General features: G+C 72.5%; 20 protein-coding genes. 9 read left to right on the forward strand and 11 right to left on the reverse strand.

The annotated features are described in order from the left end of the window. Window positions 1-262 (reverse strand): hypothetical protein (locus AB0B76_RS56310; RefSeq protein ID WP_360393893.1); only part of this gene is annotated, 262 nt, incomplete at its 3' end. 303 nt (window positions 263-565) lie between these two features. Between AB0B76_RS56310 and AB0B76_RS56315 the strand changes: the two genes are divergently transcribed. Further along, complete coding sequence (locus AB0B76_RS56315) at window positions 566-1066, forward strand: DUF4265 domain-containing protein (protein WP_360393896.1); 501 nt, start codon at window positions 566-568, stop codon at window positions 1064-1066. Between the two features lie 150 nt (window positions 1067-1216). Then, the gene (locus AB0B76_RS56320) at window positions 1217-3481 is read left to right on the forward strand and encodes a carboxypeptidase-like regulatory domain-containing protein (protein WP_360393899.1); all 2265 of its coding nucleotides are present in this window, start codon (window positions 1217-1219) and stop codon (window positions 3479-3481) included. Window positions 3482-3523: 42 nt separating this feature from the next. On the opposite strand, the gene AB0B76_RS56325 is transcribed toward AB0B76_RS56320, so the two are convergent. Both AB0B76_RS56325 and AB0B76_RS56330 read right to left on the reverse strand, forming a co-directional pair. After that, window positions 3524-4720, reverse strand: coding sequence for a monooxygenase (locus AB0B76_RS56325; protein WP_360393902.1), 1197 nt, complete (start codon window positions 4718-4720; stop codon window positions 3524-3526). A gap of 86 nt (window positions 4721-4806) precedes the next feature. Next, on the reverse strand, window positions 4807-7056 hold the full coding sequence (locus AB0B76_RS56330; RefSeq protein ID WP_360393905.1) for a right-handed parallel beta-helix repeat-containing protein: 2250 nt from the start codon (window positions 7054-7056) through the stop codon (window positions 4807-4809). Between the two features lie 309 nt (window positions 7057-7365). On the opposite strand from AB0B76_RS56330, the gene AB0B76_RS56335 reads away from it, so the two are divergent. The 7 genes from AB0B76_RS56335 to AB0B76_RS56365 all read left to right on the forward strand — a co-directional run bounded on the left by AB0B76_RS56335 (window position 7366) and on the right by AB0B76_RS56365 (window position 15382). After that, entirely contained in the window at window positions 7366-8043 is a 678-nt protein-coding gene (locus AB0B76_RS56335) for a DUF624 domain-containing protein (RefSeq protein ID WP_360393908.1), read from the forward strand. A 26-nt stretch (window positions 8044-8069) separates the two neighbouring features. After that, the gene (locus tag AB0B76_RS56340) at window positions 8070-9623 is read left to right on the forward strand and encodes an extracellular solute-binding protein (RefSeq protein WP_360393911.1); all 1554 of its coding nucleotides are present in this window, start codon (window positions 8070-8072) and stop codon (window positions 9621-9623) included. Window positions 9624-9629: 6 nt separating this feature from the next. Next, window positions 9630-10613, forward strand: a complete 984-nt coding sequence (locus AB0B76_RS56345) for an ABC transporter permease subunit (RefSeq protein WP_360393914.1) — start codon at window positions 9630-9632, stop codon at window positions 10611-10613. Beyond that, on the forward strand, window positions 10613-11482 hold the full coding sequence (locus tag AB0B76_RS56350) for a carbohydrate ABC transporter permease (RefSeq protein ID WP_360393917.1): 870 nt from the start codon (window positions 10613-10615) through the stop codon (window positions 11480-11482). Before AB0B76_RS56345 ends, AB0B76_RS56350 begins: the two co-directional genes overlap by 1 nt. Continuing rightward, the gene (locus tag AB0B76_RS56355) at window positions 11479-14139 is read left to right on the forward strand and encodes a hypothetical protein (RefSeq protein ID WP_360393924.1); all 2661 of its coding nucleotides are present in this window, start codon (window positions 11479-11481) and stop codon (window positions 14137-14139) included. Before AB0B76_RS56350 ends, AB0B76_RS56355 begins: the two co-directional genes overlap by 4 nt. A gap of 10 nt (window positions 14140-14149) precedes the next feature. Then, window positions 14150-14620, forward strand: a complete 471-nt coding sequence (locus tag AB0B76_RS56360) for a hypothetical protein (protein WP_360393927.1) — start codon at window positions 14150-14152, stop codon at window positions 14618-14620. A gap of 69 nt (window positions 14621-14689) precedes the next feature. After that, on the forward strand, window positions 14690-15382 hold the full coding sequence (locus AB0B76_RS56365) for a ricin-type beta-trefoil lectin domain protein (protein ID WP_360393929.1): 693 nt from the start codon (window positions 14690-14692) through the stop codon (window positions 15380-15382). Here AB0B76_RS56365 and efeB read toward each other — a convergent pair whose 3' ends face one another. The 8 genes from efeB to AB0B76_RS56405 all read right to left on the reverse strand — a co-directional run bounded on the left by efeB (window position 15383) and on the right by AB0B76_RS56405 (window position 23396). Next, entirely contained in the window at window positions 15383-16603 is a 1221-nt protein-coding gene (gene efeB, locus AB0B76_RS56370) for an iron uptake transporter deferrochelatase/peroxidase subunit (protein ID WP_360393932.1), read from the reverse strand. Continuing rightward, window positions 16600-17844 carry an EfeM/EfeO family lipoprotein gene (locus AB0B76_RS56375; protein WP_360393935.1) on the reverse strand — a complete coding sequence of 415 codons (1245 nt, stop codon included), beginning with the start codon at window positions 17842-17844 and terminating at the stop codon, window positions 16600-16602. The genes efeB and AB0B76_RS56375 overlap by 4 nt, the downstream gene beginning before the upstream one ends. Before the next feature lie 15 nt (window positions 17845-17859). Next, window positions 17860-19779, reverse strand: coding sequence for a cellulose-binding domain-containing protein (locus tag AB0B76_RS56380; RefSeq protein WP_360393937.1), 1920 nt, complete (start codon window positions 19777-19779; stop codon window positions 17860-17862). Window positions 19780-19821: 42 nt separating this feature from the next. Beyond that, on the reverse strand, window positions 19822-20187 hold the full coding sequence (locus AB0B76_RS56385; RefSeq protein ID WP_360393940.1) for a hypothetical protein: 366 nt from the start codon (window positions 20185-20187) through the stop codon (window positions 19822-19824). Between the two features lie 249 nt (window positions 20188-20436). Further along, complete coding sequence (locus AB0B76_RS56390; RefSeq protein WP_360393942.1) at window positions 20437-20778, reverse strand: hypothetical protein; 342 nt, start codon at window positions 20776-20778, stop codon at window positions 20437-20439. Between the two features lie 17 nt (window positions 20779-20795). After that, a complete protein-coding gene (locus AB0B76_RS56395; RefSeq protein WP_360393945.1) occupies window positions 20796-21848 on the reverse strand; it encodes a hypothetical protein in 1053 nt (350 codons plus the stop codon). Next, complete coding sequence (locus AB0B76_RS56400; RefSeq protein WP_360393947.1) at window positions 21841-22377, reverse strand: SigE family RNA polymerase sigma factor; 537 nt, start codon at window positions 22375-22377, stop codon at window positions 21841-21843. The genes AB0B76_RS56395 and AB0B76_RS56400 overlap by 8 nt, the downstream gene beginning before the upstream one ends. Window positions 22378-22400: 23 nt before the next feature. Further along, window positions 22401-23396 carry an endo alpha-1,4 polygalactosaminidase gene (locus tag AB0B76_RS56405; RefSeq protein WP_360393949.1) on the reverse strand — a complete coding sequence of 332 codons (996 nt, stop codon included), beginning with the start codon at window positions 23394-23396 and terminating at the stop codon, window positions 22401-22403. Window positions 23397-23617: the final 221 nt, after the last annotated feature.

Genomic DNA, 23617 nt, shown 5'->3' on the forward strand with positions numbered 1-23617 from the left:
CGAACCGCGGGGCCTGGTACTGCGCCATCGGCCCCGGCGCGGCGGCACCACCGGCGCCGGGAGCGTGCGGATCGCGCGGCACCGCGTTCGTGGTCTGCCGCGGCGTGTTCGGCGGCGTCCACACCCCGCCCTTCGCCGGCGGCGCCGCCACCGCATTGGCCACGAGGGCCATCTGCACGCCCAGCACGGCGGCCGTCACCAGCACGATGCCGCGGCGCCGGGCGGACGGGGACAAGAGGAACTTGCGTGCAGAGCCGTCCACAACAACCCCCGTCGCCCCCGCCGTGAGTCCACAGTGGATGTGAACGTTGCGGCGCGCATCAATGCCTGAGCGAACCGTAGACCGGACCCCCGCTCCACGGGGGTCCCGTTGCGTGTGGGGCAAGTCACACAGGGTATCCACTAGGGGGCTGAGCTGGTAATACTTGGCCCCAAGCCCGGTAGATGTCCACTTTGGACGGCTAAGTGATCATTCATACTGGACGATTTCGGGCACCCGGGCCGATCATCCTCGCCCTATCATTTGCGCCGTTTCCGCGGCCCGGAACGGGCTAGTCTTTCGTGCGTGGCATCCACGGCGGATCATCCGCAGCAGCCGGGGCGCCGGCTGGTCATGGTGCGATACGGGCTGGTGCCGGACGAGGACGGCCGCGCGCCGTCGGACGGCTGGCCGCGCCCCGTGGACAGCGAGGGACTCTGGGCGAGCCCCGCCGGGGAGGGGCTCTACCGGATCGAGAACACGCCGTGGTTCGCGCCGAACCTGGCCACCGGCGACGTCGTCGAGGCCGTCGAGCACGAGGGCGCCCGCTGGGTCATGCGCAAAGCGCACTGGTCGGGCCGCCTGACCGTGCGGGTGGCGGCCGGCGATCCCGCCGCCGTGCTCGGCGCGTTCGCCGATCTCGGGGTCCGGGGCGAGAGCGCCGCCCCCGCGTACCAGTTGGCGGCGCTGGACATCCCGCCGGACGCGGACCTCGGCGCGATCCTCGGCCGGCTGCGCGCGGGTCGGTCCGAGGGGGCCTGGGACTACGAAGAGGCCTGCGTCTCCGGCGAATGGCGGGCCTTGTAGCGGTACCGAAGATCGCTCTCTGTGTATTTTTCATTGCCCTCGGTGGCGTCCGGGCTGTTCAGTCCCGAGGCCCGGCGGCGCGGGATGTGGGCGTCGTCCGTCGTGCGCCAGACTGCCCGCCTGACGTTCCGCCGTCGCCGGGAGGCTGGTATGGCCGGTTCACTGCGTCGCCTCATGATCGCCGCCACCGTCGTCGGGCTGGTGGCCGTGCTGCCCGCGCCGCCGGCCCGCGCCGCCGGGTCGGGGGCGGTCGCCGGCAGCCTGAGCGAGGCGGGCGCGCCCGTGCCCGGGGCGACCGTGTCGCTGTTGCTCAACGTGTACCCGGTCAGCATCGCCACCGCCGTCACCGGGGCCGACGGCAGCTTCCGGCTCGACGGGGTGGCGCCGGGGACGTACAAGCTGAAGTTCGGTCTCCTCGGCGGGCTCGAGCAGTTCTACCCGGGCAAGACCGACTTCGCCTCCGGCTCGAGCATCACGGTCGCCGACGGGCAGACGACCGGCGGCGTCGCGGACACGGTCATCGCGCACGGTTCGCTCGCCGGGCACGTCACAACGGCCACGGGCGCGCCCGCGGCGCACGCGCTGGTCGGCATCGCCCGGCCGGCGTCGGCCGACCTCGCGCACGTGCTGACCGACGACACCGGCGGGTACCTCCTGCCGTACGTGGCGGCGGGCACGTACCAGGAGTTCGTGAGCGCGGCCGAGCGGGGCGCGCCGCGGCAGTGGGTGCACGGGCACCAGCGTGCGGCCGACGCCGACCCGGTCGCCGTCGCGCTCGGCCGGCGCACGATCGTCGACGAGGCGCTGCTGCCCCTCGGCACCATCTCGGGCCGGTACACCGACGCCGCCGGGCCGGTCGCGAGCCCGATGATCACCGCGTACTCGCAGAGCAGCGCCGCGGAGAACGTGGTCGCGTCCGGTCAGGCCGACGGCACGTTCCGGATGTTCGTGTACCCCGGGACGTACAAGGTGAAGTTCACCGCGCCCGCCGGCCACGGGCTGGACCAGTGGTCGCACGGCAAGGAGACCGAGGGCACCGCGGACGTCGTCAGCGTGACCGCCGGCGGGGCCGCGGTGCTCGACGAACGGCAGCTGCCGACCGGCACGGTCCGCGGCCGGCTGACCGACGCCGCCGGCCAGCCGGTGGCCGGCGCCGGCGTGGCGGTCGCCGACCCGGTCCGGGACCGGCAGTTCCAGGCCACCACCGCCGCCGACGGCACCTGGTTCCTGACCGCGTGGACCGGCGCCTACCGGGTGAGCTTCAGCACCACGACCCAGACGCAGTGGGCGCCCGGCGCCGCCACGCCCGCCGGCGCCTCCGTCGTGACCGTCACCGACGGCGGGACGACTGTCGTCGACGACGCGCTGACCGCGCCCGGGTCGGTGACGGTCACGGCGGTCGACGCGCGGACCGGCGCCGCGTTGTCCACGTTCTGCGCCGAGACCGGCGGGCCGTCCGTCTACCTCCCGCCGGCCTGCACGCAGACCGGCACCGTCACCTTCCCCGAGGTCGGCGCCGGCCCGCTCGACGTGAAGGTCACCGACGGCGCCCACCTCGACGCCACCGTGTCCACCCGGGTCGTCGCCGGACGGCGCACCGCCGTCACCGCGCGCCTGGACGCGGGCGCGACTATCGCGTTCACGCTCGTGGACGCGGTCACCGGCGCGCCGGTCGACGGCTGCGTCAACCTCGTGCCGACGACCCGGGCGCCCGACCCGTACGCCGGGTACGCCGGCGCGTGCGGCAGCGGCACGGTCACGCTGGACCGGGTACCCCCGGAGCCGTATGCGGCCTTCGCGAGCGCCTCCGACGGCACGCACGGCGCCCAGTGGGTCGGCCCGCACGGCGGGGTGGGGGCCCGGGCCGCCGCGCTGGCGATCGCGCCCGCCGCGGGTGGCACGACCGCGGTCACCGTCCGCTACGACGGCATCCGCACCATCACCGGCACGGTCACCGACCGGGCGAGCGGCGCCCCGGTCGCGGGCGCGACCGTGAGCACGTACGTGCCGGAGGCGAGCACCGACGCGGCCGGCCGCTACACGATCGACCGCCTCGGACCGTACCGGTGGACGCTGTCGTTCACGCAGCCGTCCTACGCGGGCCAGGCGTCGGCGCAGTACACCGTCGCCCTGAGCCGTGGCACGACGGTCACCGGACGGATCAAAGGCAGTTTCGGCGGTACCCCGCAGTCGGCGACGGTGTCGATCGTCGACGCCCGCACCCTCGACGTGGTGTCGCAGGTCGACGCCGCGGCCGACGGCACCTACACCGCGCACGTCGCGCCGCCGGAGCGGATCCGGGTGACCGTGCAGTACACCCTGCATTCCTGCCCCGGCACCGCGACGAGCCGCGACACCCTGGTCCACGGCCCGACGACGGTCAACCTCACGGTGCCCGAGACCTGCGGCGTGTAGCGAACGTGTGCCGTCAGCCGCGGCGTTCGGCGAACGCCGCCGTCAGCCGCGGCTGGCCGCGGTCATCACCACCAGGCCGAGGCACATCTCGTCGCTGGTCCCGTCGCCCCAGACCACGTACCGCGGCGCGCTGCCCTTCAGCTGCGGCAGGAGCCCCCGCAGCGCGGCGTCATGCGTGCACGTCACCCGCAGCGTGTCGCCCGGCTTGAGCGCGACCGGGGTGTCGAGCGGGCGGATCGCCTGGTCGTCGAAGTTGTAGTTGGGCACGTCGAGCAGCGTCTTGGCGCCGGCGGTACCCGGGTTCAGCTCGATCTTGATGGAGCGTCCGAGCAGGTGCATGTGCCCGGCGACCGCGTACACCGTGGCCGCCTGCGGCACCTTGTGGTCGCAGTGCTGGGTGACCCCGGCGACGGGCGGATTGCCCTTGTTGCACTGCCTGATGAGCTGGTCCTCCGTGCCGCCGATGTCGTCGCCGAAGCGCTTGCCGACGTCGGCCACGGCGGCCGAGCGGTCGCACAGCGGGCCCGACTCGCCCGCGGTACACGGCAGCTCGATCGGCGCGGGCAGCAGGCCGGTCTGCAGCGCGGTCATCGCGGCCGTGTCGTCGTTGATCCGCAGCCGGATGCTCGACTGGTCCGCCCCGCCGGGACGGCCGCCGGTCGCGAGCAGGTTGTAGTGGACCTGCATGACGACCATGCTGCCGGGCGGCATCGGGTAGCCGAGGTTCGGCGCGAGCAGCGTCTCGTTGGCGCCGGGGGCCCACGACGCGACCCAGGCATCGCCGTTCACGCCCGAGTCGCCGAAGCACGTCCAGCCCTCCCCCGGCGAGTCGGCGTCGAGCTTGCGCGCCTGGTCGGCGGCCCCGGGGGCGATCCGGAAGAAGATCGCGTGGTGCACGATGGCGGCGTTCTGCGGCAGGAACTGGCTCCCGGTCAGGTACGCCGTCTTGGTGAGCTTCGGATCGATCAGGAAGCAGCGGTACTCGTCGGTGCCGCCGTTCGGCGCCTGTGGCGTGTAGGCGGCCGGCATGCTCAGACTCTGGAAGCGCTCGCCCGCGCGCAGCGGAGCGGCCGGCGGCGCCGAGACATGCCCGGCGTGCGGGTCCGACACGGCGGGCGCGGCGCCGGGCGGCTCGGCGTTGTCCGACGGTGATCCGCACGCTGCGACGACGGACATCCCCGTTGCCAGCGCGATGGCCAGGACGACCAGTGCTCGCCTGGCCTGACCGACGTTCTTCATCACGACCTCCCCCGATGACGATGACAGGTGTCGATGATTTCAGGCGGCCGCGGAACGTACCTCCGGGATTTCCCCCCAAACCGGGCTCAGGTGGTCGTGCTCACCGCGACGTCGTCGATGACGACGCTGCCGTAGTTGGAGCTGTTGGCGTAGTAGTCGATCTGTGCCACGCCGGGCAGCGGGTTGCGGAAGGCGCTGTTGCCGAGCACCAGGACCCCGTCCAGGTACAGGTCGAAGGTCTGCGTGCCGGTGCTGATCACCAGGCGCACGTTGTACCAGCGGCCCGGCGTGTAGGTGCCGACGGTGACCAGGGTGGTGCCGGAGTACGCGGCGATGGTGTTCTTCGTCATCGCCACGCTCACCGCGTTGAGGCCGCTCGCGTCGCGCACGTACGGGACGGCGAAGTAGTCGTTGCCGGAGACGTAGGCCGACTCGCGCATGACGTTTGTCTCGACGGTAACGGTTCCGGTCAGCGGCGAGCCGAAGGTCTGGGCGACGCTGGTGCTGCCGCTGTTGGTGGTGCGCGTCAGGCGCACGCTCTTGTCGCTCGCGCTCGGCACCTCGACCACCGCCACCGTCCCGCCCGCGCCGCTGACGGTCAGGCCGTCGCTGCCGTTGGCGAGCGGGCCGGTCGGCAGGGCGTCGAACGTGTGCCGCGTGGTCACCGGCGTGCCGGTGCCGCCGGGCTGTTCGAACGCGCCGATGTCGGCGGCGCCGTTGTACAGCGCGTTGCCGGCGTAGTCGCGACCGCCGTTGGCGGCGATGGTGACACCGGCGCCGACGGCCGGCGAGCCGGCCGCGACCTGCAGCTCGTCGGCGGCCGCGAGGGCCGGCCCGGTGCTCGGGGTGCCCGACGGCGCGTTGATCGGGGCGGAGACGAAGCGCGGGTCCGCCACGACCGCGTGGGCCTCGCCGGCGGGCACGGTGAGCGTCGCGCCGCCGTACAGGTTGTGGTTGTACGTGATCGTGGCGCTGGTGGAGATCGCGGCGTTGGCCCTGGTCGAGTAGAGGATGTTGTTGGACACCGCATACGCCGCGTTGAGGTAGGCGCCGTAGCCGTACAGCAGCGACTGGCTGGCGTCGTTGTAGATGGTGTTGTTGTAGATCTGCGCGGTCGCCGCCGGGTCGGAGTGCAGGTAGATCTGGTACCGCGTATTGCTCGTGATCACGTTGTAGCGCAGCACGGCGTTGCCGAAGGAGAACTGGCACAGCAGGATGCCGTCGCCGTTGCCGTGCACGTAGTTGTACTGCACGACCTGCCCGGTGGTCGCCTTGTCGGTGTCGATGCCGTTGGAGTCGGCGCCGCCGGCCTTCTGGGTGGTACCGAAGACCTCGTTGAACTGGATCGTCACGTTGTCGGCGAAGTACGTCTCGATGCCGGAGGTGCCCGCCTTCTCCACGACGTTGCGCTCGACCGTGGCCCCGCGGACGTCGGTGAGGTAGATGCCGTTGCAGCCGTACGCGGTGCCGGCCTGGGAGATGAAGTTGTTGCGGATCACGATGTTGGTGTGCGGCCGGAACTTCGTGTCGCCGGCGCTCGCGCGGGAGCCCCAGCCGGTCGCCACGGCACCGGCATCGGAGCCGGTGTACTGCTTGACGACGATCCCGGCGAACGAGGTGTTGCTGATCGTGGAGTTCTGGATCACCGCGTCGTTGATGGTAGTCGGGGTGCCCGGCGGCGCGGCGGGGTTCGGCACCGTGGTGTCCAGGACGATGCCGCCGGTCCGCTTCGACGCGTCCCAGCCGGTCAGGAACGTGACGCCGGGGGCGTTGTCGGCCGTGCTGCCGCCGATCCAGTTCACCTTGCCCGTGACGTCGTGCACGGAGACGGCGTCGACGACGAACCCGTCGAGGGTCTGGCTGTTGTCGCCGCCGATGTGGATGCCCCGGAAGTCCCCCAGGTTCGCCCCGGCCGTGCCGGTCGCCGGGGCCGCGTTGGTGACCTCGATGTTGCGGATCGTCCAGTACTCCTGGTTGAACAGCCGCACGGCGTCCGCCACCGTGCCGGCCCCGTTGACGCGCGGCTTGTTGCCGCTGCCGTAGGAGTCGATCACGACCGGGGCACCGGCGGCACCCGAGCCCTTCGGCCAGAGCTGCCCGGTCCAGGCGCTGCCCGCCTTGAGCAGGATGCGGTCGCCCGGGCCGAACGTCGTCGAGTTGACCTTGCCCAGGGTCTTCCACGGGTGGGACTGGTCGAGGCCGCTGTTGGCGTCGGCGCCCGCGGCGGCATCCACGTAGTAGGTCGTGCCGGCGGCCCGGGCGGGCGAGGCGGTGGCGAAGAGCGCCACGAGCGCGACGACGGCAGAGAGGACCAAAGGGCGCCTGAGGTACGACATGGGGGCTCCTCCGGGACGCTGGGAAAACGTATTCCAGCACACGACCTCCGGCGCGTGCAACGGCCGCGGCCGGACGGTCACCACGGCACCGGGGGACCTCGAAACTTTCAGCGGTCCAGGCGGGGCGCACGGCACGCGCCATCCATCGATTGACAGCCATGACATTGATCGTGCACTATCTGCCAATCGTCGGCGCTGGGAGCGCTCACGGTGGTTCGCGATGCTGGGAGGCCAGCCTGGCGCGCAACTTCACCGTGAGCGCTCACAGCCGCGATTGAAACGTTTCTTCCCCGACCGGCGGTGGTGACGATGACGTCGAGACACTGGGCATCCCGGGCGCACGCAGCGGCCGCCGTGGTGTCCTGGTGCTGCGCGCTCAACGCCATGTGGCTGGCCTTCACGCTGCTCGGCGGCGGCGTGCTGGGCGTCGGCCCGGCGACCGTCACCGCCTGCATCGTGGCCCGCCGGCACGCCCGCGGTGAAACGGTCCGCCTCGGCGACTTCGCGCGCACCTGGCGGCGCGAGTTCGCCCGCGGCACCGCCGTGGTGCTGCCGATCCTGGCCGTGGCCGGCGTGCTGTGGTCGAACTACGCGGCCTTCTCGGCGCTGGCGCCCGGCTTCGGCCCGGCGCGGCTCGGCTCGCTGGCCGCGTTCGTGCTCACGCTCGCGGCGCTGGTCTACGTCGGCCCCATGTACGCGCACTACGACCTGCCGCTGTGGCGGTACGGGCCGACCGCGTTGCGCTTCGCGCTGCGCCGCCCGCACGCGACCGTGCTGCTGCTGCTCGTCCTCACCGCGCTGGCCTTCGCGAGCGCGGCCCAGCCGATCCTGCTGATCACGGTCGGCGTCGGGGCCTGGCTGCACACCAGCACCTGGCTCTGCGTGCGCTTCTTCGCGGAGAACGAACGCCGGCGGGTCCAGGCCGGCGGCCCGCGGCGTCACGACCCGCGGCCGGTCCTGCCGGCCGAACCCCTACGAATCCTGTGACCGCGGACCCCGAAGGACTGACGACCGTGAGATGGAACGCCCACCGCCCGATCATGGCGGGTGCGATCGCCGCCGCCGCTGCCGTTGCGCTCACCGCGTGCACGTCCTCGCCCGGAGGAGGCAAGGCCGACCCCGCGGATCTCGCCACCATCGACATGATGGCCCCGGTCATCACCGCCCAGGCGCCGTCCGCCACCGGCGACATGCAGAAGGCCGTCGAACAGCTCACCGGCAAGAAGCTGAACATGACCTGGGTGCCGAACTCGAGCTACAACGACAAGACGAACATCACGCTGGCCTCGGGATCGATGCCCGAGGTGATGGTGATCCAGGGCAAGATCCCCGCGTTCGTCCAGAACGCGAAGGCGGGCGCGTTCTGGGACCTCACCGACCGGATCGACAAGTACCCGAACCTCGCCAAGGCCAACAAGCAGGTCCGGCTGGGCGCCTCCATCGACGGGCACCTGTACGGGCTGCCCCGCGAACGGCAGCTGATGCGCGTCGCCGTGACGATCCGCAAGGACTGGCTGGCCAAGCTCGGCCTGCCGGAGCCCGCGACGGTGCAGGACCTCTACGCCGTCGCCAAGGCGTTCACCGAGAACGACCCGGACGGCAACGGCAAGAAGGACACCTACGGCATCCTGTTCCCGAAGTGGCCGAGCGGGTATGCCTCGGGCAGCCCCTATGACGTCATCGAGACCTGGTTCGGCGCGCCGAACGCCTGGGGTGCACGCGACGGGAAGCTGGTTCCCGGCTTCGACACGACGCAGTTCGCGGACGGTGCGCGGTACATCCGCCGGCTCTTCGACGAGAAGCTGGTGAACCCGGACTTCGCCACGCTCGACTCCGGCAAGCCGTGGGAGGACGCGTTCACCAACGGCAAGGGCGGCATCATCATCGACACCAGCTCACGCACGCTGAGCATCCTGAGCAGCCTGAAGCAGAAGGACGCGGCCAACTACGGCAAGTACGTGACAGCGGTGGGCAACCTGCTCGGGCCCGACGGCGTGCGCCACTCGCTGCCGACCTTCGGGTACTCGGGCTTCCTGGCCGTCTCCAAGCAGAGCGTGCCGACCGAGGCCGAGCTCAACGACCTCCTCGCGGTGCTGGACAAGCTCGCCTCCAAGGAGGGCCAGATCCTGCTCAACAACGGCATCGAGGGGCGCAACTTCACCCTCGACAACGGCGCCGCCAAGCCGGTGACGAGCACCGATCCCGCCATCGTGACGCTGAAGAACGACCTGGGCGCGTTCGGCCAGATCGGCACGCTCGGCAACGACTTCTACCAGCCGGTGCCGGCCGGCCAGCCGGAGAAGGAGATCCTCGACAAGCGCGCCGTGTTCCACGCCCGGGACCTGGAGACCGCCGTCTACAACCCGGCCGCGGCGTTCGTGGCCCCGACCTACACGCAGCAGGGCGCGCAACTGGACCTGATCGTCGGCGACGCCCAGGTCAAGTACTTCGCCGGCCAGCTCGACGAGAGCGGGCTGAAGAAGGAGACCGGGCGCTGGCACAGCGAAGGCGGGGACAAGGTGGTCACCGAGATGAACGACCTGTACGCGAAGGCCGGCGGGAAGTAGCGACCGGTGGCCTCACAGGAAACCGCGGGCGTGGCCGAGCCGCTCATCGCGTTGGAGCGCCGGCCCCCGCGGGGAGCACGGCGGCGCGGGGACCGCCGGGCCCGCCTGATCAGATACCGGTGGCTGTACCTGATGCTCGTGCCCGGCGTCGTGTACTTCGCGACCTTCAAGTACGGGCCGATGTACGGCATCGTCATCGCGTTCAAGGACTACGTGCCGTTCCTGGGCATCAACAACAGCCAGTGGGTGGGGCTGAAGTACTTCGAGCAACTGTTCGGCAGCCCCGACTTCCTGCGGATCCTGACCAACACGCTGATCCTCGCGGCGCTGAAGATCGCCTTCGCGTTCCCCGCCCCGATCGTCGTGGCGCTGCTGCTCAACGAGGTCCGGGTGACGGTCGTCAAGCGCTCGATCCAGACCGCCATCTACATACCGCACTTCCTGTCCTGGACGATCGTGGCGTCGCTGACCTACCTGTTGTTCGCGGTCGACAGCGGCGCCATCACCCACCTGGCGAACGGCGTGTTCCACACCCGGTTCGACTTCCTGGCCGATCCGCACTGGTTCCGGCCGCTGATCGTGCTGCAGTCGCTGTGGAAGGACACCGGCTGGGGCACCATCATCTACCTGGCCGCGCTGGCCGGGGTCGACCCGACGTTGTACGAGGCGGCGCGGGTGGACGGCGCGAACCGGTGGCAGCAGATGCGGCACGTGACCCTCCCGGCCATCCGCTCGACGGTCGTCATCATGATGATCCTGACCATGGGCCACGTGCTGGACACCGGCTTCGACCAGATCTTCCTCATGACGAACTCCCTGAACCGCTCGGTGGCGGACGTGTTCGACACGTTCGTCTACTACATCGGCATCACGCAGGGGGCGTTCAGCTACTCCACGGCGATCGGGCTGTTCAAGGGCGTCGTCGGCATCGTCCTCGTGCTCGGCTCCAACTGGCTGGCCAAGCGCAAGAGCGAGTCCGGGCTGTTCTGATGACGAGACGAAGGACGAGCGTTTTCGACGTCATGAACGCCCTGGTGCTCAGCGGCATTGCGGCCACCACGGTGCTGCCGTTCGTCTACGTCTTCGCCGGTTCGCTGGCCGGCGAGGCCGAGATCAGCGCGCGGCCGTTCTTCCTGTGGCCGCGCAACGTCGTGACGAGCACCTACCGGTACATCTTCGCGACCAACGGGGCGTTCGTCCGCAGTCTGGTCGTCACGATCGGCGTCACCGCCGTGGGCACGCTCGTGCACCTGGCGCTGACCTTCACCATGGCGTACCCGCTGTCCAAGCGGTTCCTGCCCGGCCGCAACCTGCTCCTGAGCCTGGTCGTGTTCACCATGATCTTCGGCGGCGGCCTGATCCCGCTGTACCTCGTAGTGCGCAACCTGGGCCTGCTGGACTCCTACTGGGCGCTGATCCTGCCCGGCGCGATCAGCCCGTTCTACCTCATCATCGTGAAGAACTTCTTCCAGGAATTGCCGGTGGAGCTCCAGGAGGCGGCCAGCATCGACGGGTGCACGGAGCTCGGCGTGTTCTGGCGCATCGTGCTGCCGCTGTCCAAACCCATCCTCGCGACCATGGCCCTGTTCTTCGCGGTCGGGATCTGGAACGACTTCATGTCGCCCCTGCTGTACATCTCCAAGCCGAGCATGTGGACGCTGCAGATGTTCGTCCGGCAGGTGACCGTCTCCCCCGACGTCAACTCGACCCTCGGCGTCGACGACCCCAACATCCTGCCTCCGGAGCAGGGCCTCAAGTTCGCCGTCATCGTCGTGGCGACGCTGCCGATCCTGCTGATGTACCCGTTCCTGCAGAAGTACTTCGCCAAGGGCATGCTGATCGGATCGGTCAAGGGATGACGACCCTGCGCTGGCTGACCGTGCCCCGCACGGCCGGGGTGACCTGCGGTGTGCCGTGGCCGCGCGGCACGGTCCCGGCGGGCGCGCCGTTCGCGGCACGGGCCGATGACGCACACCGCACGGCGGTGCCCGTGCAGAGCTGGGTCACCGCGACCTGGCCGGACGGCTCCGTGCAGTGGTCGGCCCACGCGTTCGGGCCGCAGGCCCGGCCCGCCCCGGCGTACACCCTCGTGGCCGGTGAGCCGCCCGCCGCGCCGCCCGCCGCGGTCGAGGTGACCGGGTCCGGCGACGCGATAGTCGTGGCCACCGGCGCCGCGACCTGGGTCGTGCCCCGGCACGGGCCGGCGCTGGTGCGCACGGTGCACTGTGCCGGCCGGGAAATCGCCCGGGACGCACGGCTCATCAGCCTGTGGGATGACACCCCCGAGTCCGACGTCGCCGGGACCGTACACCGCCGGCAGCTGCGCGGGCAGGTCGAGTCCGCGACCGTCGAGCAGGCGGGGCCGGTCCGGGCCGTGGTACGGCTGACCGGCCGTCACATCCCCGAGGACGACGGCCCCGGCCCGTCGTTGCTGCCGTTCGCCGTGCGCCTGTACTTCTACGCCGGCGCCGCCGAGGTCCGGCTGATGCACACGCTCGTATGGGAAGGGGACGGCGATTGCTTCCTGGCCGGACTCGGCCTGCGGACCGACATCCCGATGCGGGACGAGCCGCACGACCGGCACGTCCGGCTCGCCGGCCCGGCGGGCCCGGACGGCCGCCCCGGCTTCCTCACCGAGGCGGTCCGGGGCATCACCGGCCTGCGCCGCGACCCCGGCGCCGCCGCCCGGGCGGCCCAGGTCGCCGGCCGGCCGTGCGGCCCGGTCACGGACTGGCCCGAGACGGTGTCGCGGCGGCTGCACCTCGTGCCCGCCTTCGGCGACTGGACCCTCGACCAGACCGGCCCCGACGGCTTCACCCTCGCCAAGCGCACCGCGCCCGGCCACGCCTGGGTCACCATTCCCGCCGGGACCCGCGCGGCCGGATACGGCTACGCCGGCGGGGTCGGCGGCGGGCTCGGGTTCGGGCTGCGCGACTTCTGGCGGCTGTACCCGACCCGGCTCGACGTCCGCGCGGCCGCCACGGACACCGCCACCGCCACGGTCTGGCTCTGGTCACCGTCCGCGCCCGCCATGGACCTGCGCTTCTACCACGGCGGGCGCGGGCAGGACACCTTCGCCGAACAGCTCGAGGCCCTCGAGATCACCTACGAGGACTACGAGCCGGGCTTCGGCGACCCGCGCGGCATCACCCGCACCCACGAGCTGGTGCTCCGCCCGTACGCGGCCACGCCCGGCGCCGACACCCTGGCCGCCGACGCCGCCGCGCTGAACGACCCGCCGCTGCTGGTCGCGGAGCCGAGCCGGCTGCACGCCGCCGGCGTCTTCGGCGACTGGTCCCCGGTCGACCGGTCGACGCCGCCGCGGGCCGGCATCGAGGACCGGCTGGACTTCCTGTTCGACTTCTACGCCGGGCAGCGCGAGCAGCGGCGGTGGTACGGCTTCTGGGACTACGGCGACGTGATGCACGCCTACGACCCCGACCGGCACCAGTGGCGCTACGACGTCGGCGGCTACGCCTGGGACAACTCGGAGCTGTCACCGGACCTGTGGCTGTGGTACCAGTTCCTGCGCACCGGACGCGCCGACGTGTTCCGCTTCGCCGAGGCGATGACCCGCCACACCGGCGAGGTCGACGTGTACCACTCCGGACCCTGGCGGGGGCTCGGCAGCCGGCACAACGTCCAGCACTGGGGCTGCAGCTGCAAGCAGCTGCGCATCTCCAGCGCGATCTACCGGCGCTTCCATTACTACCTCACCGCCGACGAGCGCACCGGCGACCTGCTCCGCGAGGTGGCCACGGCGGAGCGCGCGCTGCTGGTCGTCGACCCGAGCCGCAAGATCCGCGACGCCGAGCCCCGCCCCGGCGCGGCCCCGATGGGCCTGGGCACCGACTGGGGCGCGCTCGCGGCCGCGTGGCTGACGGAGTGGGAACGGACCGGCGACGAGCACGCCCGCGCGGCCGCGCGGGACAAGCTGCTGACCTCGATGGCGGACATCGGGGCGCTGCCGCATGGCTTCTTCACCGCCGAGGCCCGGCTGGCCCCGGACACCGGCCACGTGACCCCGGCCGGCGAGCGGCCCGGCGTCTCCCACCTGTCGGCCGTCTTCGGGCTGGCGGAGATCTGTTCCGAACTGGTCGCGCTCACCGCCGGCACGCGCATCGGCGCGACGTTCGAGGCGGCGTGGCTGCGGTACTGCCGGCTGTACCTCGCCCCGCCCGAGGTGCAGCGGGCCGAGCTGGGGCAGGCGCTGAGCGGAATCTCCCTCATCCAGGCGCACAGCCGGCTGGCCGCGTACGCCGCGGCGCGCACCGGCGACCCGGACCTCGCGGCGCTCGCCTGGCACGCCTTCCACGAGGGCGTGGGCGACCAGCTGAACACCAACCCGCTGCAGAGCGAGCCGGTCTGGCGCACCACGAGTGTGGCCTCGCCACAGGTGCTGACACCGGTCGACGAGGCCGCCTACATCTCGACGAACGACGCCGCGCAGTACGGCCTCGCCGCGATCCAGCTCCTGGCCCTCGTCGCGGCCGGGACGGTCGCCACGAAACGCTAGGGTGCGAGGGGTGACGAGCACCCCCCGGGAAGCGGAAGCGCCTATCGGTCCGATCGGCGCGCTGCTGAGCCGGCTGATGTTCCTGGCCATCTGCCTGCCCGGCCCCGTCCTGCTCGCCGCCGCCGTGACACGGGACCCGGAGCGGTCGCCCACCGACTTCTGGGGCCTGCTCGCCGGTGGCGTGTTCGTGACGATCCTCGGTGTCGGCGCCGGCGTCTTCGCCCTGCGCCTGGTCACACGCTCGCGCCGCGACGCCCGCCGGCTGGCCGCCGCCGGCGTCGCCGCGACGGCCGAGATCCTCACGGTGGCGAACCATCCGGGCGGCGAGGATCCCGGGCTGCAGCTGCGCATGCGCATCAGCGGGCCCGGGTTCGCCACCTTCGAGGCGGACACGACCCGCGCCGACGACCCGGCCCTCGTGCCGGGCGCGATCCTGGCCGCGGTCGTGGACCCCGCGGATCGCCTCTTCTCGATCCCTTAGCGAGGTACCCCGCTAGGCCAGCTTATCGGCGGCCGGCTTCAGCGCGCCGGCGGCGATGTTCTCCACAAGGTGGGCGGGGTTGCCGGTGCCGGGGATGGCCAGCACGGCACGAACGCGCCCATCAGCCACACCCCGCCACGGCCGCTGCTGGCCGCCGCCGCGCTGGTCCTCGCGACCACGCTCGGGGCCGTCGCGGTCACCGCCGCGACCACCGGCCAGGCCGGCGCGGCCGCGAACAGCTGCGGCAACGCGTTCGACGACTTCAACTACGGCTCGTCCGGCGACGCCGGGTTCACCGGCCACGGCTGGGTGCCCCGCAGCAACGCCGGCGGTCCCGGCGTTCCCGGCGCGACCTGGTCCCCGGGGAGCATCACGTTCCCGTCGTCCGGCGGCCAGAAGGTGATGCAGCTGACCGCGTCGACCGACGGCACCGGGGCCAATGCCGTCGACGGCAACCAGCTGCAGATCTGGGACTGCAACGGCACGGGCACGCAGCAGTGGACGTTCAACGCCGACGGCTCCGTGGGCGCGCTCGGCAAGTGCATGGACGTGTCCGGCGGCTCGACCGCGGACGGCGCGGTCGTGCAGTTGTGGACCTGCAACGGCACCGGCGCCCAGAAGTTCACGCTGACCGCCGCCGGCGACCTCGTGAACACCCAGGCGAACAAGTGCGTCGACGTGGAGAACGTGGCCACCGCCAACGGCTCGAAGCTGCACCTGTGGACCTGCAACGGCGCCAGCAACCAGAAGTGGCACCGCTAGTCACCGCAGCAGCGCCCGGGCGAAGAAGTCGTCGCCCGGGCGCACGCCCGGCAGGGCGAAGTAGTACCCGCCGCCGAAGGGCCGGATGTAGTCGGCGAGCGGCTCGTCGGCCAGCCGGTGCTGGACCGCCTCGAACTGGCGCGCGATGTCCTGCTGGTAGCAGCAGAAGATGAGCCCGGCGTCGAGGTTGCCGTTGGACAGCAGGCCGCCCTCGTAGTTGTAGCCGCGGCGCAGCACGCGGCTCGGGGCGCTCTCGCCGGTGCGCGGGTTGGCCAGCCGGATGTGCGCGTCGAGCGGGATGAGTACACCCGCCGGGTCGTGTTCGTAGTCCGGGACGTCGGTCTCGGCCACGCCGTCGAGCGGGGCGCCGCTGTCGCGCCGCCGGCCGAAGATGCCCTCCTGCTCGCTGAGCGTGATGCGGTCCCAGAACTCGGTGAGCATCCGGATCAGGCGTACCACCTGGTAGGCGCCCCCGGCGACCCAGTCGGGCTCGCCCTGGCCCGGCCGGACCCAGACCAGCTCGGCGCCGTCGGCCTCGGTCGGGTTGGCGGTGCCGTCCTTGAAGCCCATCAGGTTGCGCGGCGCGCCGGACGGCCGCGGGGTGCTGACGAAGCCGGACTGGCTGTACCGCGGCTGCAGCACGCCGCGGGTGTGGCGGGTGATCTCGCGCAGCGCGTGGTGCACGGTGTCCCGGCTGCCGGCGCAGATCTGCAGCATGAGGTCGCCGTGGCAGCGGTCCGGCTCCAGCGCGTCGTTCGGGAACACCGGCATGGTGGTCAGGCGGGCCGGTCTGCGGGCGGCGAGGCCGAAGCGGTCGTCGAACAGCGAGGCGCCGACCGACACGGTGATGGTGAGGCCGTCCGCGGGCGCCTCGGGGCCGAGGACGTCGCTGTCGGCCGGCGGGGCGGCGGGCCCCTCGTCGCCCCCGGGTCCGCCGGTGGTGAGCCGCGCGGCGTGCGCGGTGAGCGCCCGCAGGCCGTCCCGCAGTACACCCGCGGATCCGGCCGTGACGTCGAACGCGGCGAACACCGCGCAGCGCTGCGCCGGGGTGAAGATACCGGCCTGGTGCGGCCCGTAGAACGCGGGCGGGTCGGCGACGCCGGTCTGCGCGGGCGCCTGCCGCTCGGCGCCGCTCAGGCCGCCGACCATGGCGGCGCCGAGCGTGCCGGCGGCCAGCCGCCGCATTGCCTCGCGCCGGTTGACGTTGCCGCGGGGGGTCATGAGGCGGTGCCCTCCAGTAGTCCGGGTACCTGGGCCAGGGTTTCCAGCACGCCGCCGAGCGCGGCGTCGATGCGGCGGCGCACGGGCGGGGCGACCGCGTCCGGGGCCGACCAGGCCTCGCCGCTGCGGGCCGGCTGCAACGCCTGCCGCAGCGCGTCCAGGCCGGTTCGGATGGCCGGGCGCAGGGCCGGCCGCCGGGCGTCGAGCAGCGGGGCGAGCAGGTCGAGCAGCGCCGCGGTGGCGTCCACCCCGGCCCACGTCGCCGCCAGGCCGGCGCCGCCGCCGAACTCGGTCAGGCCGGTGAGTTCGTCGCGCAGGGCGTCCTCGAGGATCTCGTGCGCGCGCAGCGGCAGGTCGGCCGGGGCGGGCAGCACCTCGTGGAGCGTGTCGCGCAGCCGGCCCACGTCGGCGGCCAGGCCGTCGACGACGGTGAGCAGGCGCGCCGGGTCCTCGCCGTGCCACAGGCCGTACTCGATGCGGTGCAGGCCGGTGAAGTCCGGGTCGCCGGGGTCGGGCGGCCCCACCGGCAGGCCGCCGATGGCGTCGGCGAGGTCGTCGAAGGTGCCGTAGGCGGCGCCGACGCGGGCCCATCGCATGCGCGCGACCAGCCAGGCGGCGCGGGCCCGGGCGACGTCCCCGCCGACGACCGCGGCGCGCAGCGCGGTCACGTCGCCGGCCAGCTCGGCGAGGCGCGCGGCCGCGTACTCCTCGTAGGCGCCGAGCGCGGAGGCGAGGTCCTGGGCCAGCACGGGCGGCAACGGCGGCGCCCCCAGGTCCAGGCACGGGGAGGAGATGGCGACCCGGATGTACCGCGTGGCGCGCTGGCTCACGCCGAGGCGGAAGCCGTCGGCCGGGTTCTCCACGAGCAGTTGCCCGTTCGCCGTGGAGGTGTCGTTGAGCACCCGGTACCCCTGCCGCTGCCAGTGTTCCCGCAGCGCGGTGAAGGCGATGGCGGGGCCCGAGTCGGGCCGCAGGTCGAAGCGCGACGAGAGCTCGAACCGGCCGGGCTGCCCGGGACAGGCGACGTAGCCGCGCACCGCCTCCGCGTAGCTGAGCCCGGCCGGGATGCGGGCGACCGTGTCGCGCCGGTACTGCTCGGTCAGCTCCTGCGCCCGGGCCGGGTTCACGGACGGGCCCGGCCGGCCGTCGGGGTGGCCGGGCAGCAGGCGCACGGCGAGCACCGCCGCGACGGCCACGAGGGCGGTCGTCGCGGCGGCGATCAGGATCAGGCGTTTGCGCACGGGTTCGGCCGGCCGTCAGTAGGTGAAGGCGTAGCCCGCAGAGGAAACCCCGCACGCGGACACGTACAGGGTGTACTTGCCGTGGGCCAGGCTGCTCGGCACCGAGAAGTCGGTGGTCTGCGCCTCGCCGGGCCGGCTGGTGATCATCGAGCTGAAGTTCGACGTTCGCGCGTAGTACACGTGGCCGCTGGCGTCCTTGAGGTACACGATGGGGTAGTTCTGGGGGTTCTGGTAGTCGTCCTCACCCAGGCTGACCAGCCCCGACAGCTGCGTGCCGCCGAGGTGGAACGTCGTGCCGCTGCCGGACACGGAGCCGACCGTCGGGCGCCAGGCGTCCTTCGGGGCCCCGATCGGGGTGTAGACCCAGTTGCGGCTCCCCGCGGCGGCCAGCACCTGACCGTTGGGCAGGTTGATGAAGTTCACCGGCGCGCCGGCCGGATCGTTCGGCTGGGTGATCGTCTTGATCGTGTTGGTGGCCGGGTCGAACTCGTTGATCAGGGCGCCGGACGCGGAGCCGCACTCGTTGGTGAGCCATGAGCAGCGGACGGAGTCGAAGATGACCTTGCCGTTGCCCTCCGGCGTCGCGTACACGTCGTCCGTGAACGAGCCCTGCGGAATCGCCGGGCCCTGCGCCCAGCTGCCGGGGTCGGACGGCCGGGCGCCGGGGGTGTAGATGACCGACGTGTTGTGCCCCATGGCCAGGATCCGGCCGTCGTACATCAGGGTGACGGTCGAGGTGTCGACGTTGCCGTTGGCGTAGGACGCCGGCGGCCGGGCTCCGGTGTACCAGACGTTGGCGGCCGGGTCGTAGCGGTAGGTGCCGCCGTTGCTTATCGACACGATCGACCCGTCGGGCAGCGGGATCCAGCCGTCCTCGGCCGCCGGGGCCGGGCGGTTCGCGGCCGCGGTCCAGCTGTTCGTGGCCGGGTTGAAGATCTGCGTGCGGGCGCTGCGCTGGTCGCTGGAGACGATCCGGCCGTCCTTGAGGTGGGCGGTGCCGGTGTCCCAGAGGTTGCCGTAGAGCCCGGACTGGCCCAGCGTCCAGGTGTTGGTGACGGGGTTGTAGAGCTGGACGCCGTTGTGGTCGTTGGACGAGCTGCCCGACGGCCACTGGTACACGTACTCGCCGCCGGCCTGGTAGAACCGCCCGTCCGGCAGGATCTGCTCCTGGGCCGCGCCGACGCCGTACGGCGACGTGGCCAGCTGGACCCAGGTGCCCTTGGTGTAGTCGCCGAACTGGTCGGGCACCAGCTTCACCCACTGGTGCAGGTCGGCGCCGTTGGACAGGATGCTGCCGTCGGTCAGCAGCCACATGAACGTGCCGGCGCCGCCGTTGTACGGGTTGACCGGCACCGCGGCCCAGGCCCCCGGGGTGCCGGGGACGGCCGGCGGCGGGCTGGTCGTGCCCCCGCCGGGGCTGGTGCTCGCGCTCGGACTGGTGCTGCTCGACGGCGAGACGCTGGGGCTCGGGCTGGCGCTGCGCGACGGCGAGGTCGCCGGCGTGCTCGGCGTGCTCACGCCGCCGGTGCAGGCCGTCCCGTTGAGGGTGAAGGCCGCGGGCGACGGGTTGGCGGACCCGTTCCAGCTTCCGTTGAACCCGAAGCTGGTGCTCGCGCCGGTCGCGATCGGGGCGTTGTAGCCGGCGTCGGCGGCGCTCACCGCGGCGCCGCTCTGCGTCACCGACGCGTTCCAGGCCTGGGTCACCGTCTGGCCGGCGGTGAACGACCAGCGCAGGGTCCACCCGTTGATCGGGTCGCCCAGGTTGGTGATGCCCACGTTGGCGGTGAACCCGCCGTTCCATTGCGAGGTCACGGAGTAGGACACCTGGCAACCCGCCGCGGCCGCGTGCGCGGCCAGCATGGTGATGCCGGTGGTGGTGATGACGGTGGTCGCGACGGCGGCCGCGGCCAGGAGCCGGCGTTGTCGGCTGGGCATGGCTCTCCTCGGGGGCTGAGTGGCCGATCGGGCTGGTTCGGGTCAGGGCCGGCGCCACCGCGGTTGCGGATCGGCGGTGTCCGGTGCGCATCGCAGCAGCGTCGCCTGTGCGCTGAAGCCCACCGCGCCGACCGGCGAGCACGCCGCCCCGGCGGTCACGTTGCGGGCGTACCCGTCGCCGCTGGTGCCGGGCACCGGCGCGGCGGCCGGGGCGCTGGTGCCGGGCACCGGCGAGGCGATGGTGGCCACCATCGACTCCCGGCCGCCGACGGCAGCGGTCGGCCCCGGTTCGCCGGCGGGCGGCGCCGGACCGGTGGTGGTGGCGGGGCCGGTGGTCAGGACGGCGGCGAGCGCACCACCGGCGGCCATCACGGCCGCCGCCGACGCGATCACCCATGGTCGCCTCATGGCTCACCTTTCCCTCGCCGGCCGAAAACTCCGAAAACTTTGAAACCGTTTTCGGAACGACCGAACCATCTACAACCATCGACGTCAAGGAACGGGCTTCCCTTGTCAAGACGCAGAAAGGTGAGCGGCGCCCGCGCGGCGTGAAAGTTACAGATTTCGGGGGTACCGCAGCCGCGTTTAAGCTTTTCGAAAAGCACGGCGCGTGCGGTAGCGGCTCGAGCGGCTACAGGCGGAGATCCTGGCCGGGCGCTAACCGAGATAGGCGTCGACCGCGGCGCGGAACGTCCCGGCGGGCAGGCGCCACGGCGGCGCGGCCGGGAGCGCGACCCGCTCCAGGTCGGCCAGAACGGCCGCGAACGAGCCCCGCCGCTCGGCCAGCGGCACCCCGGCGGCGGTGAGCCAGTAGCGGTCCCCGGCCGGGTCGGCCGCGACCAGCCCGGCCGCGACCAGCCGGCCGACGGCGCCGCAGAACTCTTCCTCCAGCGGTACCGCATGATTGTGGTAGTCCGCGGCGGCGAGCACGCCCCGCAGCGGCGCGCCGGTCGCCCGGTCGCGGCCGCCGATCGAGCGCAGGATCCACACGTCGGACATGGTCCACACCAGCGTGCCTACCAATCGGTGGGGTTCGAGCGGTTGAGGATGTGCACGCCCGAAGCGAAGCGGAGCAGGTCGGCGTCGGTGATGGTGAGGCCGGGCGCCACGCTCACGCGGAGGGTGGCGTTCCAGTCCACGACGTCCACGTCGAGCGTCGCGCCGGTCGCGTCGCGGGTCAACCGGGCCTTGTACGCGTTGACGGTCTGGTTCGGGGCGGTGAGCGCGCGGCGCTTGTACAGCACCACACCGAACACGGCGTTGTCCGGCGCCCGGAAGCTCATCGTCGACTGGCTCACCGTGTCGGCGACGAGGCCGGCGGGGCTGAGGTCGAGGGTGAACGGGGGCGACACCGGGACCGACGCCGGCGTCAGCGCGTCGGCCAGGGCGACGACCTGCTCCGGGGTGTACGTGTCGTCGGTGGCCAGGGCGATCCACCGCGTCGGCGACTCCGGCCAGTACAGCGTCAGTTGCTTGGCGGGCTGCACGTCGACGGTCCGCAGCGTGCCCGCATGCCCGCGCACCGGCTTGGGGATCTCGGTGGCCGGCGTGCTGTACACCGGACGGCGGCTCGACACGGTGACGGTCGTGTCGGAGTGGTGCCGGATGTCGGTCGCCTCGAAGAAGGCGACGAGGTTCCCGCCGGCCATCGAGGCGACGGGGGCCTTGAGGCCGTCGGTCGCCGGGAGCGAGTACGGGAACGCCGGCGCGGTGTAGCCCGGCACCAGCTTCATCGTGTCCGCGGTCGCGGGCGAGCTGTGGGCCGCGGACGCCGGCGGCCCCGCGGCCGGTGCGCCGCTGGGCGAGGGCGCCTCCGGGGATGCGGTGGAGACCGACGTCGTGGGTACCGCCCCCACCGGCGCGCCACCGTCCGGGCGCACGGCCAGCACCACGGCCGCGGGCACGCCGAGGGCGAGGACGACCGCCGCCGCCGAGAGCGCGGTGGCGACCCGGCGGCGGCGGTACCGCCGCGCCCGCCCGTGCACCCCGGTCAGCAGCCCCGCGTCGGAGGGCGCGCGGCCGGCCGCGCCGTGCATCGTGTCCGCGAGCAACCGGTCCAGCTCATCCATCGCCGGGCCCCTCCTGTTCGCCGAGCATGGTCCGCATCCGCGCGAGCGCCCGCGCCGCCTGCGACCGTACGGTCGTCTCCCGGCAGTCCAGCAGGTTCGCGATCTCCCCGTCCGCCAGATCGCAGTAGAACCGCAGCACGAGAACGGCCCGCTGGGCGCGGGGCAGCCCGGCCAGCAGCTGCCACATCTGGTCGCGGGCCAGCACCCGCTGCTGCGGTTCGGCCAGGCCGGCCGGCTCGGGCACCTCGGCGACGACCGCCTCGCCCGCGGCCCGCCGCCGGCGCCAGGACAGGAACTGCCGCACGATCGCGGTCCGCACGTACGCCTCGGGGCTGTCCATCACCGTGACCCGCTCCCAGCGCGGATGCATCCGGGCGAGCACCTCCTGCACGAGGTCCTCGGCCAGGTGCGCGTCGCCGCAGAGCACGTAGGCGAAGCGCAGCAGCGCCCCGCCCCGGCTGCGCACGAAGTCGTCGAAGCCCTCCGGCCGGCGCGGGTGCGCGCCGGCCGGAGCGAGATCGGGGCTCATCGCCTCGCGAGTGTAGTGGCGGCTCAACAGCTCTTGAACACGTACGAACCCGAACCCGGGGTGGTGACGTCGACGTCACGCAGCACGATCGACAGCGTGCTTCCGTAGGCGCCGCAGGCCTTGGTGAACTGGCTCTGGCTGTACTCGATGACGATGACGTTGCCGCCGTACGACGCTGTGTAGTTCTGGCACTCGTCGTAGTCGGCGCACTCCTCGGCCACGGCGAAGTCGAAGCCGATCTGCCGGACGCTCGCGGTGTCCAGGTCGGCGGTGTTCTTCTGCGCCACGGCGAGGCCCTTGCCGTGGCCGTGGGCGACAAGTGACTGGGCGTACGCGATCGCCTGGGCCTTGGTCAGCCGGCCGCCCGAGCGGGTCCACGAGTCGAGGTTGTCCGGCTCGACGCCCTTGAAGCCCTTGCCGGCGCAGCCGTCCATCCAGCCGCCGACGATCGCCGTGAGGGCCGCGCGCTTGTCGGCGGTCGAGAAGTCCAGCAGGATCTCGTTCCAGTCCTTGTCCACGACGAGGTTGCCCTGCGCGTCGTGCAGCAGCAGGTCGGGGTGGTTGGACTTCCACCAGGCGTTCGCCTCGGTCTGGGCCTGGAAGGCGTTGACGTAGCAGATGTTGTACAGGCCGGCCGCCGGGCTCGCGTCGTGGTCGCGGCTCACCACGCCGACGCCCGCCGGCGGGGAGTACGCGCCGCCGATCTGGTAGTCGAAGCCCGCGTTGGCCGGCGGCGGTGCCCAGGTGCCGCTCTTCGTCGGCGTCCCCGTCGCCGTCGGCCTCGGGCTCGTCGGGGCCGGCGTGGTGGGCGTGGCGCTCGCGGCCGGCGACGGCGCGCCCGTCGTGCGGGAGGCGGCCGGGGACGCGCTCGCCGGGGGCTGCGGGTGGCGGCCGCCGCCCCACCAGTGCTTGCGCGTGCTCGCATCGGCGCTGCCGATGCCGGCCCCGACGGCGATGACCACCGCGGCCACGACGGCCAGGCCGAGCTTGATGCGGTTGCGCTTTCCCGGAAAAGGCATGCGACGACTCCTCGGCAGGGGTTGGCTCCGCCTCATGAACGCGGTGAACCCGCCCGCCTGCTGCCGGGAAAAGAGAACTTCTTTCGGCTATGGAACCGTCACGGAAGGTGGCGGAGCGGCCGGGGCGCCGGAGCGGGTGGCTCCGGCGCCCCGGTGTGGCTGCTCGAGCTTATCGGGCGGCGGGCGTCGCCGTTCGTCGTGGCGCGGCCGGCCCCGGTGCT

The sequence above is a fragment of the Dactylosporangium sp. NPDC049140 genome, from assembly GCF_040648435.1.

Coding starts and splice junctions, on each gene's coding strand:
- AB0B76_RS56355 (WP_360393924.1), top strand. CDS start 11,479: ATGACGACCCTGCGCTGGCTGACCGTGCCCCGCACGGCCGGGGTGACC.
- AB0B76_RS56380 (WP_360393937.1), bottom strand. CDS start 19,779: ATGCCCAGCCGACAACGCCGGCTCCTGGCCGCGGCCGCCGTCGCGACC.
- AB0B76_RS56320 (WP_360393899.1), top strand. CDS start 1,217: ATGGCCGGTTCACTGCGTCGCCTCATGATCGCCGCCACCGTCGTCGGG.
- AB0B76_RS56325 (WP_360393902.1), bottom strand. CDS start 4,720: ATGAAGAACGTCGGTCAGGCCAGGCGAGCACTGGTCGTCCTGGCCATC.
- AB0B76_RS56405 (WP_360393949.1), bottom strand. CDS start 23,396: ATGCCTTTTCCGGGAAAGCGCAACCGCATCAAGCTCGGCCTGGCCGTC.
- AB0B76_RS56350 (WP_360393917.1), top strand. CDS start 10,613: ATGACGAGACGAAGGACGAGCGTTTTCGACGTCATGAACGCCCTGGTG.
- AB0B76_RS56395 (WP_360393945.1), bottom strand. CDS start 21,848: ATGGATGAGCTGGACCGGTTGCTCGCGGACACGATGCACGGCGCGGCC.
- AB0B76_RS56385 (WP_360393940.1), bottom strand. CDS start 20,187: ATGAGGCGACCATGGGTGATCGCGTCGGCGGCGGCCGTGATGGCCGCC.
- AB0B76_RS56330 (WP_360393905.1), bottom strand. CDS start 7,056: ATGTCGTACCTCAGGCGCCCTTTGGTCCTCTCTGCCGTCGTCGCGCTC.
- AB0B76_RS56400 (WP_360393947.1), bottom strand. CDS start 22,377: ATGAGCCCCGATCTCGCTCCGGCCGGCGCGCACCCGCGCCGGCCGGAG.
- efeB (WP_360393932.1), bottom strand. CDS start 16,603: ATGACCCCCCGCGGCAACGTCAACCGGCGCGAGGCAATGCGGCGGCTG.
- AB0B76_RS56335 (WP_360393908.1), top strand. CDS start 7,366: ATGACGTCGAGACACTGGGCATCCCGGGCGCACGCAGCGGCCGCCGTG.
- AB0B76_RS56390 (WP_360393942.1), bottom strand. CDS start 20,778: ATGTCCGACGTGTGGATCCTGCGCTCGATCGGCGGCCGCGACCGGGCG.